Below are 12,052 nucleotides of genomic sequence, written 5' to 3' on the forward strand. Positions count from 1 at the left end.
CTTCGGGGTGCCGGGGGCCACAACCGGGGTGGGTGGGGCGAGGTGCATCCGGGCAGATATCTGCATCCATGGGGCGCTTTGTCAGGGTTCCTGTTGTGGTTCCGGCGGCCACGAGTCGCCCCAGTCCGCGTCGCGGGCCGCCTTGTACAGGTCGCCGTGGCGCTTGCTGACCGTCGTGCGGCGCAGCTGTTCGTCGGCCTCGCACAGGTCCAGGAGGACCTGGCCCTTGCGGATCTGCGGGCGCCGGACCACGCGGGAGGGGGCCGCCGTCGCGGGGAAGCGGGTGGCGGCTACATAGCTGAACTTCTCGTCCTCGTAGGCGAGGGAGCCGCCCTTGACCTTGCGGTGGAGGGAGGAGCGGCTGACCCGGGCCGAGAAGTGGCACCAATCCTCGCCGGGGACGATGGGGCAGGCGGCGCTGTGCGGGCAGGGGGCGGCGATACGGAATCCGGCGCCGATCAGGCGGTCGCGGGCGGCGATGACGCGGGCGTAGCCGTCGGGGGTGCCGGGTTCGATGATCACTACGGCCTGGGCGGCGGACGCGGCGGCGTCGACGACGGAGGTGCGGTCGGCCTCGGTCAGCTCGCCGAGGACGTAGGAGACGGTGACGAGATCGGTGCTCTCGATTTTGAGCGCTGATCCGATTCGGGCGCGCTGCCAAGTGGCTTCGCCGAGGGCCGGGTTGGTGGCGGCGAGTTCCTTGCCGAGGGCGAGTGCGGGGTCGGCCCAGTCGAGGACGGTGACGGGGCGGGTGCCGGTCCAGGTCGCCGTGACGGCCCAGGTCGCGGCGCCGGTGCCGCCGCCGATGTCCACGTGGCTCGACGGGGTCCACTCCGGGACTGCGTCCGCGAAGGCGTCGAGGGCCGCCCGTACCGCCTCGAAGGTCGCCGGCATGCGGTATGCGGCGTAGGCGGCCACGTCTGCGCGGTCGCGGAGGATGGGGGCGGCGGTCGGGGTGGCGCCCCGGTAGGTGGCGATGAGCCGCTCCACGGCACCGGCGGCCTGCCTGGGCGGGAGCCCGTCGAGCAGGGTGGCCAGGGCGGTACGGAGTCTTTCGGCCGGGGGTACGGGGTCGTTCACCCGGCGATTCTAAGTGCGGCGGTGCGGGTGCGGACCTCGCGTGTTCTTCGCCCCCGCCGCCCCTACCCGTCCCATCCCTGGGGCTCCGCCCCAGACCCCGCTCCTCAAACGCCGGAGGGGCTGAATTTTGCCGGCCGGCGCTTGAATCTTTCAGCCCGTCCGGCGTTTGAGGACGAGGCCCTTTCGGGGCCGAAAGGGGGGTCTGGGGGCGCAGCCCCCAGGGATGGGACGGGTAGGGGCGGCGGGGGCGAGCTCAAATGCCTGAGGGGCTGGGGAAAGCCGCCCTCGCCAGATGCGTCGCCGCCCTCGCCCTCGGCCTGCTGTCCGGGTCCCGTCTCCTCGGGTGCACGGTGTTGGCCAGCAGCACCAGGAACGTGTCCGTCGCCGGGTCCAGCACCACCGACGTCCCAGTGAACCCCGTATGCCCCGCCGCTCCCCTCCCCGCCAACTCGCCCATGAACCACGACTGGTCGAGGGCGAAGCCGAGCCCCGGCGGGGTCAGCAACAGCTCCACGATGTCCGGCCCGAGGATGCGGGCGGGACCGTAGGAGCCACCCGCCAGCAGCGTTCGGCAGAAGATCGCCAGGTCCCGGGCCGTCGAGAACAGGCCCGCGTGGCCCGCAACCCCGCCAAGCGCCCACGCATTCTCGTCGTGGACCTCACCTCGCAGCATCCCCCGGTCCGCCTTCGCCCACGGCCGGCGCTGATCCTCCGTGGCAGCCGCGCCCCGGCACGGCCCGAAGCCCGTCGACGTCATGCCCAGCGGGCGAGTAATCCCGTCGCGGATCAGGACGTCTAGGCGGCGTCCACTGACGCGTTCCAGGACGTGCTGGAGGAGTAGGAGGTTCAAGTCCGAGTAGCGGTACATCCCGGGCTCGTCCACCGGCAGTTCCGCCCGCAGCATCGCCAGCCGTTCCGCGCCGTCCGCGCAGTCGTACAGGGGAAGTTCGGGCCGCAGGCCAGAGGTGTGGGTGAGCAGCTGCCGCACGGTGATGCCGTGCTCGGCAGCCGCCCGGAACTCCGGGAGATACGCCCCCACGCGCGCGTCGACGCCCAGCGTGCCCCGCTCGATCTGCTGCATCGCGGCGACCGCCGTGAACAGTTTGGTGAGGGAGGCCAGGTCGAAGGGGGTGTCGACGGTCATCGGGACGCGTTCGGCGGGCGGGAGCGCCACGCCCGCGTCGGCCTCCGGGTCGTAGGACGCGTAGCGGACGGCCCAGCCCGCCGCCTCCTCCACGGCGATCACGGGGCCGCGCCCGGCGACCACGACGACGCCGGCCGCCCAGGGGCGTCGGCCGGTGGTGAGGGCGCGGACCTCGGCGACGAGGAGGCGTAGTTCGGCGGGGTCGAGGCCGGCCCGTTCCGGTGTGTCGCTGCGCAGTCTCGGGGCGCTCAGTTCTCGACTCCCTCCGCACCCGCACGTTTGTTCCAGGGACGGCACATTCCCACGAAGCAGGCCAGCGCCACCAGTGCTGCCGCCAGTTGGACGACGGCCATCGGGACGGCGGTGTCCTCACCGGCGATGCCGACGAGCGGGGAGGCGATCGCGCCGATCAGGAAGGAGGACGTGCCGAGCAGGGCGGAGGCGGAACCGGCGGAGTGCTTGGTGCGCATCAGGGCGAGGGACTGGGTGTTGGGGAGGGTCACTCCCATCGCGGACATCAGGACGAAGAGAGCGGCGGCCACCGCGAACAGCCCTACCTCGCCGAAGACCCCCGTGGACATCAGCAGGAGGGCGACCGCCGCGGCGATCACCACGATCAGGCCCACGCCCAGTACCTTCTCCAGGCTCACCCGGCCGACCAGCACCTTCCCGTTGATCTGGCCGACGATGACCAGGCCGACCGAGTTGACGCCGAACAGCAGACTGAACGTCTGCGGTGAGGCGCCGTAGATCTCCTGGATCACGAACGGCGACGCCGATATGTAGGCGAACAGCGCGGCGAAGGCGAAGCCGCCGGAGAGCATGTAGCCGGTGAAGGGGAGGTCGGCGAGCAGGGTGCGCATGGCGCGCAGGGTCTCGCCGACGCCGCCGGCCTGGCGTTCGGCGGGCGGCAGGGTCTCGGGGAGCCTGGCCCAGACGAGACCGGCCAGCAGCGCGCCGACGGCTGTCAGTACGACGAACACGCCTCGCCAGTCCGTCACCCGCAGGACCTGCCCGCCGATGAGCGGCGCGACGATCGGGGCGACCCCGCCGATCAGCATCAGGGTGGAGAAGAAGCGGGCCATGGCCACACCGTCGTGGAGGTCGCGTACGACGGCCCGGGCGATCACGATCCCGGCCGCACCCGCGAGCCCCTGGAGCAGCCGGAAGGCGACCAGGAACTCGACGGTCGGCGCCACGGCACACAGGGCGGTGGCTACGACGTAGACGACCAGGCCGATGAGGAGCGGGCGCCTGCGGCCCCATCTGTCGCTCATCGGGCCGACCACCAGCTGTCCGAGCGCCATGCCGGCCAGGCAGGCGGTGAGGGTGAGCTGGACGGTGGCGGCAGGCGCGTGCAGGGCGTCGGTGACCTCCGGGAGCGCCGGGAGGTACATGTCCATCGCGAGCGGAGGCGTCGCCGTGAGGCCGCCGAGGATCAGGGTGACGAGCAGGCTGGTGCGGCTCAGCGAGCGGGCGGACGGTTGTCCGGGCTCGGGCTTGGTTGTCGGTTCGGCCGCCTTCGACACGTCCGATGTGGATGCCCCGCGCTCGGGCATGCGCCCCTCCCTCTCCGAGTAGGTCGGCACCTATGCTCTCAGCTCGAACACGATGTTCGGGGACACAGGAGCGAGGGGCAGGTCCGGGATGACGGCGGAGAGCGTGCGGTGGGGAATCCTCGCGACGGGCGGGATCGCGGCCGCGTTCACGGCGGATCTGGTCGACCTGCCGGACGCGGAGGTGGTGGCGGTGGCCTCCCGGACGGAGACCTCGGCGAAGGCGTTCGCGGACCGGTTCGGGATCGAGCGGGCCTACGGCGACTGGGCCTCCCTCGCCCAGGACGAGGACATCGATGTCGTGTACGTCGCCACCCCGCACGCGGCACACCGTGCGGCCGCCGGTCTGTGCCTGGAGGCCGGGCGGAACGTGCTGTGCGAGAAGGCGTTCACGCTGAACACGCGCGAGGCGGAGGAACTGGTCGCGCTGGCGGCGGAGCGCGGGAGCTTCCTGATGGAGGCCATGTGGATGTACTGCCACCCGGTGATCCGGCGACTGAAGGCGCTCGTCGAGGACGGCGCGATCGGCGAAGTGCGCACCGTGCAGGCCGACTTCGGGCTGGCGGGCCCCTTCCCTCCCTCGCACCGCCTCCGCGACCCGGCGCAGGGCGGGGGCGCGCTTCTCGATCTGGGCGTGTATCCGGTGTCGTTCGCGCAGTTGCTGCTGGGTGAGCCGTCGGACATCGCTGCGAGAGCGGTGCTCTCCGAAGAGGGCGTCGATCTCCAGACGGGAGCACTGCTCACCTGGGAGAGCGGCGCTCTCGCTTCGGTGCACTGCTCCCTCGTGGGCGGTACGTCCGTCTCCGCGTCCGTCACCGGCTCGCTGGGCCGCATAGACATCCCGGACGGCTTCTTCCACCCCGACCGCTTCATCCTCCACCGCGACGGCCGCGACCCCGAGGAGTTCCCGGCCGACCCGGCAGACGGCCCCCGCAACAGCTTCCGCCACGAGGCCAGAGAGGTCATGCGCGCCCTCCGCGCCGGCGAGACCGAGTCGCCTCTTGTACCGCTCGCCGGGTCGCTCGCGGTGATGCGGACGCTGGACGGGGTGCGGGAGCGGATCGGGGTGCGGTATCCGGGGGAGGCCTGATCACAACGGCTAAGAACGGCTTACACAATGAAGCCGATCAGCTCCGGGAGCATGCACGGCCTTCTGTGCGAGGTCTCCTGGTCCTCCTGCCCGGGCGGTCGATAGGGTCCAGAGGTCAGCCTTGAAGAGGATCTGCGGCGGAGCATCCGGAGGTAGTTGGCGGCATGCGTGGACGACCCAGTCATGAGCCTGGTACTCCTCGCATGTCGAGACACGACTGGTGGGGCGTCGTGCTTGAGGCGCCCGATCCGCGGGCGCTCGCCCACTTCTACTCGGACCTGCTGGGCTGGGAGATCACCAAGGAAGAGCCTGATGGGGCGGCTGTCGCGCCCTCGGAGGGTGTGGGCTATATAGCCTTCCAGCTCTCGGACGGCTACGTCCCTCCAGTCTGGCCCGCTCAAGAGGACGCCCAGCGGATCACGATGCACCTGGACTTCGAAGTCGTCGATCTGCAGGCCGCCGTAGCCCATGCGCTGGAACTCGGTGCGCGGGAGGCCGGGTATCAGCCGCAGGACAACGTCAGGGTGATGCTCGACCCTGCTGGTCATCCCTTCTGTCTCTATATGGATGACGACAGCAACTAACAGAGTGAACGAAGTTGGCGGTGGGTGATGAGGCAGCAGGCCAGTTTCAGGAAGGCTTCGTGGATGTCGGCCCGGCGTTCCCAGCGGACTCGCAGTCGCCGGAAGCCGTGCAGCCAGGCGAAGCTCCGCTCTACCACCCACCGGTAGACGCCAAGTCCGGTGCCGTGCCGGGTGTTTCGGCGGGCGATGGCTGGCACGATGCCTCGGGCGCAGACCTGGTCACGGTAGACGTCGTGGTCGTAGCCGCGGTCGGCGAACAGCGAGTCCGGCTTGCGCCGTGGGTGGCCGACACGGCCACGGATGGGCGGGATGGCATCCAGCAGCGGCATGAGCTGGGTTACATCGTTGCGGTTGCCGCCGGTGAGAATTACTGCGAGCGGGGTGCCGTGGCCGTCAGTGATCAGGTGATGCTTGGAGCCGGCCCGGCCTCGGTCGACTGGCGACGGGCCCGTGTGAAGCCCCCCTTTTAGGGCCCTGACGTGGGAGGAGTCGACCACGCAGCGGGACCAGTCGAGCCGTGCTGCCGCGTTCAGCTCGGCCAGCAGGACCTCGTGCAGCCGTTGCCAGACTCCGGCCTCGTTCCAGTCCCGAAGCCGGCGCCAACAGGTCATGCCCGAGCCGAAGCCGAGCTCCTTGGGGAGATGTTCCCACTGGATGTCTGTGTGCAGTACGTACAGGATCCCGCACAGGACCTGGCGGTTCGGGACGGGCAGGCGGCCGGGGTAGCGGAACCGCCGCTCCTTCTTCGGGAGCAGCGGCTCGATCCGCTCCCACAAGTCATCCGGCACGGTCCACGGTGAAGTCCCCACGGTCAGGAAACGCCCAACTCGCCCGTCAGGCACGGCTACCAGGGGCGATCCACCTCATTGTGTTAGCCGTTCTAAGGGCGTGCAGATCTTTAACTCGTCTTTTTGACCTTGGTTTGGGTCGGGTCGGAAGCGAGGAAGGTTGTGACGTCGGCTGGTGTGCGGAGGCGGGCTGTTGAGGTGTTGATGTGGTGGCCGTGTGCTTCCAGGAGTGGGCTGACCTCCTGTTTCGCGCGGCTGATGGTCATGGCGGTGACGCCGAAGAGTTGGCCGAGGAGGTCCATGGTGGCGAGTTTGCGCAGGTGGAGCACGGTGGCCAGGATCCGGTCGGCTGGGGTCAGCTTGGCTTTGGCGCCCGCGCCAGGGGCGACCATGCGCTCGTGACCACGGCGGGTGTGGAGCACTCGCTCGTGTTGAACCTGCAGCGCGGGAGTCAGAGCGTCGATGAGGTCGGTGAGCTGTTGGCGGGTCATCCCGGTCAGTTCAGGGTCCTGCAGCGACTGCTGGGTAAGGCGATCCGGTCCGTCCGTCGGGGCCTGGTCTGACGTGCTGTTGATCGCCGTCGCGTCCAGTGGATGCCGTGGGTGGAGGGTGTAGTTCCAGTCGCCGTGGAAGCGGTGCCGGGTGATCGGCAGGGCGGCGATCTCGTCGTCGCTGACCTGGATGCCGGTGGGGTACGGGTTGGTGTCGAGCTCGGCGTGCACCGTCAGGCCGGTCTTGGTGGTGGTGGCCGCGATGCTCTCGATGATGACTTCGTGGCTGGTCAGGGGCCTGCCTCGCCAGTTCATGGTGATGTGGGAGAACAGCCGGTGCTCGATCCGGTTCCACTTTGAAGTGCCGGGAGGCAGGTGGCAGACGGTGATGGTCAGGCCGGACTCAGCGGCGAACTGGGCGAGTTCGGTCTTCCAGGTGCGGGTGCGATAGCCGTTGGAGCCGCCCGCATCGGCGGTGATCAGCAGTCGGTCGGCCGTCGGGTAGGTGGCCCGGCCGGCTCCGTTCCACCAGCGGCGGATCGACTCGACGGCGAACGCGGCGGTGTCGTGGTCGGTGCCCACGTTGACCCAGCCGGTGTTCGCGGCGACGTCGTAGATGCCGTAGGGCACCGCTCTGCCCAGCTTGCGATCGGGGAAGTCGTGGGTGTCGACCCGCACCGGCTCGCCTCTGGGCTCCCATTCACGGCCGTTGTTCTTGAACGGGCCGACCAGTTCCTTCTTCTTCGTGTCCACACTGATCACCGGTGCCTCGCAGTCCTGGTGGTCGCAGGCCTGTTCGTTGAGGTAGCGGAACTGTGTGTCCCGGTCGGGGTGCTGCTTGCCTTCGAGGGTCTTGGCATTGCTCTGCAGACTGAAGCCCTCCTCGCGCAGGAGGTCGCCCACCGTGTCCGCACAGATCCGGTGGCCCTGCCGGGTCAGCTGTTCGGCGAGCTTGCGGGTGGATTTGGTGGTCCAGCGCAGCGGCGACATGGGATCCCCGCGGACGTCGGGCTCGACCAATGCGAGGAGAGCCTCCCGGACAGCTGGGTTCAGGTCGGCGACGCGTTTGCGGCCACCGCCGGGCCGACGGATACGTCCCAACGGGGCCTCACCGGAGCCGAGTTCGCGTATTCCGGCAGACACAGTGCCCTCACGGACACCGGCGGCACGGGCGACCGCTCTGATCCCGCCGTGGCCGAGAGACTGGGCCTCCGCCCCTATCACCAAGCGACGCTGCCGCTCGTCGAGGTGCGGCAGAATCGCCCTCAACTTGGCTGCCAGCATGGCCCGTTGCTCTTCCAACCCGCTCATGTCAGACCAACGAACCACCGAACGGAAAGCCACGAGTTAAAGATCTGCACGCCCTAACACACGATTGGTCTCGCCGCGTGGTCGACTCCTCCTACGCCAAGGCTCTAAGGGGGCCGCACACGGGCCCGTCGCCGGTCGACCGGGTCGGCTCGAAGCACCGCTTGAGCGGAAGGCTCCACGGCCGGCCCTTGCGAACCGCAGCCGCACCCGCGCGCCGCAGCACGGTGACCAGCTTCCTGAAACAGCGCGGGCTCAGCCCGGTGAACGGGGCTATCCGAGACGGCTCCGACGCCGTGATCACACCAGCCACACCAAGATCATCCTCTGCGGTGGAGCCTCAGGGCGACGTCCCACGGAATCTGATGGTGCGACGCAGCTTCGGCGTCAAGAATCGGCGGATGGATGAAGTGAAACTGTCCGACGGGATCATCACTCTGTCGCCGCTGCGCCTGGACGATGTGGAGGCGCATCTCACGGGGGAGGATGAACTGCTGGTTCGCTGGCTCAACGGCGGTCCCGGCACGCGCGAGGGCGTTGAAGCGTACTTCCGGCACTGCTGGGAACAGTGGGACACGGCCGGGCCGCTCCGCGCTTTCGGCATTCGGGTAGGCGCCGACGAGGCGCTCGCGGGGACGATCGACTTGCGGTTCGCAGGAGAGGGCTTGGCTCCCGGCCAAGTAAACGTCGCCTACGGCCTCTATCCGTCATGGAGGGGGCGTGGCCTGGCTACCCGCGCGGTCCACTTGGCGTCCCAGTACGCGGCCAGTGAGGGCGGGGAGGAGGCGGTGATCCAGGTGGAGCCGGAGAATCCCGCATCCGCGGCAGTCGCCCGGCGGGCAGGATTCACCCCCGGCAAGCAGCCGCACAGCAAGGACTGCACACGGTTCGACTGGTACATCAGGGACCTGCGCGTTGCTCCCCAGTGACGACCAGCAGTTACGGGACAACCCTTAGGTAGGGGGAATACCTCCCAGGGTGCCTGTGCATTCCGGAGGAAGCGTCTCAAATCCTCCAGGCGGCGGTACGCACGACTGCGGCGGCGCGGTCGTCCCGGACCCCGGCGCGGTCGTCCCGGACCCCGGCGCGGTCGTCCCGGACCCCGGCGCGGTCGTCCCGGACCCCGGCGCGGTCGTCCCGGACCCCGGCGCGGTCGTCCCGGACCCCGGCGCGGTCGTCCCGGACCCCGGCGCGGTCGTCCCGGACCCCGGCGCGGTCGTCCCGGACCCCGGCGCGGTCGTCCCGGACCCCGGCGCGGTCGTCTCCCCGGTCACGCTTGGCGGGTTAGGCAAGTTCGGCGCGTTTTGCTGGCCTGGCATCGCAAGATAAGAGGGATAGTCATCTTGTGAAATGATCACATCAACGTCCATGTCAATGTTAACCTGGCTGATGTAACGCTCGAAGAGCACGTCGTTGTTGATCTCCACCATAATGATCTGGTTGATCACGGTTGGGGCCTGCCTGACGACAGTGACCGTAGTCTGGGAAAAGCTGGTCCACTGAGGTCCGACGAACGTCAGTCGCGCACCCTTCGGCGGCGCCGTCGCCTTCACCGGGTTGCCGCAGCCGCACTTCACGACCGGAACGCCGCGCTTGTCGATGAACGCTGCGGTACCGGCCTGGAGGACGACGTCGTTCGACGTCACCTCACCGCCGTAGCCGTAATTCGTCGCATAAGTGTCTGACCGCAGGATGACACTGCCCAGTTGGTTGACATAGGAGGGAATGTCAGCCGACCGGATTCCCTGGACCTGGCTCCAGGCGGCCGCTCTCTGTGGGTCAGCCTGCAGGTTATTGATCAGGGCCTGGCGATCACAAGTCGGCTGCTTCGGGGTCCCGGCGTAGAGCCCGGGGGTATTGCCCTCGAAGGTGCGGCCTCCGTTCGATGGCGTCTTTACCTTTTTCCGATCATTGCCGACGGGTTTAGTGAACGCCGGAACCGATGTCGTCCCGACTGGTTCAAGGTGATATTCGGTTGCCGAGTCTGATCGGGAATTGTAGAGAGCCACCGTCACGGCGACTACCACAACGACTAATAGTCCGCCGATCAGTGCTGAACGACGCCAGGTGAGCCACGAGATCGAGCACATCTTCCTGTCCCTTCCTCAGCCGTATCCTGATCCTTTTCACGGTCCGAGGCGAGGCGGGTAGCCCGAATGGGTGCTCCAGCTCCGCAGAGCTGTTGGGCCTCACCAGGAACGACGAGAAGCAACTGGTCACTGCTGCAGTGCCCGCCGCCAGCGATTCACTGACACCCGCGCCACTCGGAACGGCCGGACCTGTCCACGCCGAGCCCGCCCATCAGCCCTCAACCTGCCACCATCGGGATACCTCAGAGCTTCGATATATCGTGGCCCTCGCCAGTCGTCACCGCACCCCACAACCCGCACCTTTAAGAATCTATAACTAAACGGCGACGTTGGATCCCAAGACCACAGCTGACACTATGTCAAATTTCAACCCTATGGTAAACTTGAAGAGTTGGTCCGTTCGCTAAGCTATAGCCATAATGCACGGTTCGATTCCGGCAGCGGTCACACTTGCGGTCATCTTCCTACTCTGGCACCTGTACGAGCTGGTCGAGCGCATCAGGGAAAACCGTAAAACACGCCAGGTAAACCAGAACATCAAAGAGAAAATGGTAATTTCAAGAAAGGCGGTGGTCGACATGAGTAAGTTTCGAATTTTCATGTCGGCTGCAAGTGTGGTCTACGCAGTGGTACATGTGGCTGAAGCTGAGTAAACGGCACAACACCGAAAGGGGCACCCCAGGGTGGGGTGCCCCTTCGACGTTCGCCCGGCGAGTGACTTAGAAGGGCACACCGGCGCGCTTGGCAAGCCGGGTCAAACGTGGGTTGCTCCGACGGTGGAGCGAGGTCAGCACGCGCATCAGCTCCTGGGACGTCGGGTGGACCCGGGCCATTTCCGGCGCGACGTCCCACGCCTCTTCGAGCGATTCGAGGGCGGCATCACGGTCGCCCAGAGCGAGGTGAGACCGGCTGAGGTTCATGTGCAGGGGACCAATGCGGGTCGCCGGCAGCGAGGTGCCGCCCCGGATCAGGTCGTCGGCGGTATCCAGCGCGGTGCGGTGTTGGTCCATGTCGGAGTAAGTCGAGATGACGTGTGTGGCCGTCTGGTCGGGCCCGAAGTGGATACCGTGCTCGTCGGCGTCCACGCCGTACCCCTCGGCCGTCCACCACGCCGCCTCGATGTGCTGCCGGGCGGTGACCTTGTCCTTGAGACGACCGGCCAGCGTCAGCCCCCGCAGGTGCAGGATGCCCAAACCGAACGCGCGGTCCCGACCGTGCAAGGTCGTCTCGGCCTCGACGATCGCGCGGTCGACGATGGCCAGTCCACCCGCGAAGTCACCCGAGTTGAGGAACGTGCCGGCCTCATCGCGGGCGGCCACCGTGGCGGCAATCGGGTTTGCTCGTTCGGCGGCCAACCGCTGCTTCAGGACGGCCAACTCGGCGAGGTGCATCCACCTGTGCCGGGCGGCGAGCCAGTAGACCGCCGAGTATGTGTCGGCGACGCGCGTCCAGGCGTCGGGCGACTGGGTGGCGTGGGCGAAGTTGGTCATCCGGGTGAGCACGCCCGGGGTCTTCTGCAGGACCGCCGACAGCTCGGTCCGGTAGCGGTGCTCGTTCAGTTCGGCCAGTTCGCGCGGCAGGTCCTCGGGGTGGGGCGGTGGAGCGTCAGGGATGTCGAACCGCCGGATGGCGTAGTTCAAGGCGGTCACGCTGGTTTCGTCGGCCTTGTTGACGGGGGCCGTACCGAGAAGCTCGTCGAGTGTCATCCGCATGGCCTGGGCGAGGGATGCGGCGATGCCCTGCGTCAGCGCGCGGTCGCCCACCTCGATCTTGCTGAGCAGCGAGACCGACACACCCGCCCGCCGGGCAAGCGCCACCTGGCTGAGGCCGCGTTCCTTGCGACAGACAGCAACGTTCGTACCGGGTCCGGGAACCGTGGTCGCGCTCATACCGTGCGTCTTCCCTGCTCGACTTCCGTTAC

General features: G+C 68.1%; 11 protein-coding genes and 1 pseudogene. 4 read left to right on the forward strand and 8 right to left on the reverse strand.

What is annotated here, in order from left to right:
• Positions 1-81 precede the first annotated feature (81 nt).
• The 3 genes from AC5DRG_RS15190 to AC5DRG_RS15200 all read right to left on the reverse strand — a co-directional run bounded on the left by AC5DRG_RS15190 (position 82) and on the right by AC5DRG_RS15200 (position 3,783).
• Positions 82-1,080: a small ribosomal subunit Rsm22 family protein gene (locus AC5DRG_RS15190; protein WP_491811027.1), complete on the reverse strand. Its 999-nt coding sequence runs from the start codon at positions 1,078-1,080 to the stop codon at positions 82-84.
• Positions 1,081-1,333: 253 nt separating this feature from the next.
• A complete protein-coding gene (locus AC5DRG_RS15195) occupies positions 1,334-2,521 on the reverse strand; it encodes a serine hydrolase domain-containing protein (protein WP_491811028.1) in 1,188 nt (395 codons plus the stop codon).
• A complete protein-coding gene (locus tag AC5DRG_RS15200; RefSeq protein WP_491811029.1) occupies positions 2,473-3,783 on the reverse strand; it encodes a multidrug effflux MFS transporter in 1,311 nt (436 codons plus the stop codon). The genes AC5DRG_RS15195 and AC5DRG_RS15200 overlap by 49 nt, the downstream gene beginning before the upstream one ends.
• A gap of 88 nt (positions 3,784-3,871) precedes the next feature.
• On the opposite strand from AC5DRG_RS15200, the gene AC5DRG_RS15205 reads away from it, so the two are divergent.
• The gene (locus AC5DRG_RS15205; protein WP_491811030.1) at positions 3,872-4,870 is read left to right on the forward strand and encodes a Gfo/Idh/MocA family protein; all 999 of its coding nucleotides are present in this window, start codon (positions 3,872-3,874) and stop codon (positions 4,868-4,870) included.
• A gap of 203 nt (positions 4,871-5,073) precedes the next feature.
• Positions 5,074-5,454 (forward strand): VOC family protein, encoded by a 381-nt coding sequence (locus AC5DRG_RS15210; protein ID WP_491811031.1) that lies wholly within the window; start codon positions 5,074-5,076, stop codon positions 5,452-5,454.
• Here the strand turns inward: AC5DRG_RS15210 and AC5DRG_RS15215 are convergent.
• From AC5DRG_RS15215 to AC5DRG_RS15225, 3 genes and pseudogenes are all read right to left on the reverse strand, one after another.
• Complete coding sequence (locus AC5DRG_RS15215) at positions 5,451-6,263, reverse strand: IS5 family transposase (protein WP_491813044.1); 813 nt, start codon at positions 6,261-6,263, stop codon at positions 5,451-5,453. The two genes, AC5DRG_RS15210 and AC5DRG_RS15215, sit on opposite strands and share 4 nt — an antisense overlap.
• Before the next feature lie 89 nt (positions 6,264-6,352).
• Positions 6,353-8,044, reverse strand: coding sequence for an ISAzo13 family transposase (locus AC5DRG_RS15220; RefSeq protein WP_491811032.1), 1,692 nt, complete (start codon positions 8,042-8,044; stop codon positions 6,353-6,355).
• A gap of 160 nt (positions 8,045-8,204) precedes the next feature.
• Positions 8,205-8,354: pseudogene (locus tag AC5DRG_RS15225) on the reverse strand (IS5/IS1182 family transposase); the annotation flags it as partial.
• Positions 8,355-8,442: 88 nt separating this feature from the next.
• Between AC5DRG_RS15225 and AC5DRG_RS15230 the strand changes: the two are divergent.
• The gene (locus AC5DRG_RS15230; protein ID WP_491813045.1) at positions 8,443-8,970 is read left to right on the forward strand and encodes a GNAT family N-acetyltransferase; all 528 of its coding nucleotides are present in this window, start codon (positions 8,443-8,445) and stop codon (positions 8,968-8,970) included.
• Between the two features lie 24 nt (positions 8,971-8,994).
• Here the strand turns inward: AC5DRG_RS15230 and AC5DRG_RS15235 are convergent, their stop codons facing one another.
• Complete coding sequence (locus AC5DRG_RS15235) at positions 8,995-10,056, reverse strand: DUF6777 domain-containing protein (protein ID WP_491811033.1); 1,062 nt, start codon at positions 10,054-10,056, stop codon at positions 8,995-8,997.
• 494 nt (positions 10,057-10,550) lie between these two features.
• On the opposite strand from AC5DRG_RS15235, the gene AC5DRG_RS15240 reads away from it, so the two are divergent.
• Complete coding sequence (locus AC5DRG_RS15240; protein ID WP_491811034.1) at positions 10,551-10,784, forward strand: hypothetical protein; 234 nt, start codon at positions 10,551-10,553, stop codon at positions 10,782-10,784.
• Between the two features lie 66 nt (positions 10,785-10,850).
• On the opposite strand, the gene AC5DRG_RS15245 is transcribed toward AC5DRG_RS15240, so the two are convergent.
• Positions 10,851-12,020, reverse strand: a complete 1,170-nt coding sequence (locus AC5DRG_RS15245; RefSeq protein WP_491811035.1) for a helix-turn-helix domain-containing protein — start codon at positions 12,018-12,020, stop codon at positions 10,851-10,853.
• Between the last annotated feature and the right edge of the window lie 32 nt (positions 12,021-12,052).

Source organism: Streptomyces sp. JLBG701, assembly GCF_058544905.1.

Bases quoted from the DNA above. Each gene is read 5' to 3' on its own strand.
- AC5DRG_RS15210 (WP_491811031.1), top strand. From the start codon at position 5,074: ATGTCGAGACACGACTGGTGGGGCGTCGTGCTTGAGGCGCCCGATCCG.
- AC5DRG_RS15200 (WP_491811029.1), bottom strand. From the start codon at position 3,783: ATGCCCGAGCGCGGGGCATCCACATCGGACGTGTCGAAGGCGGCCGAA.
- AC5DRG_RS15205 (WP_491811030.1), top strand. From the start codon at position 3,872: ATGACGGCGGAGAGCGTGCGGTGGGGAATCCTCGCGACGGGCGGGATC.
- AC5DRG_RS15230 (WP_491813045.1), top strand. From the start codon at position 8,443: ATGGATGAAGTGAAACTGTCCGACGGGATCATCACTCTGTCGCCGCTG.
- AC5DRG_RS15245 (WP_491811035.1), bottom strand. From the start codon at position 12,020: ATGAGCGCGACCACGGTTCCCGGACCCGGTACGAACGTTGCTGTCTGT.
- AC5DRG_RS15240 (WP_491811034.1), top strand. From the start codon at position 10,551: ATGCACGGTTCGATTCCGGCAGCGGTCACACTTGCGGTCATCTTCCTA.
- AC5DRG_RS15220 (WP_491811032.1), bottom strand. From the start codon at position 8,044: ATGAGCGGGTTGGAAGAGCAACGGGCCATGCTGGCAGCCAAGTTGAGG.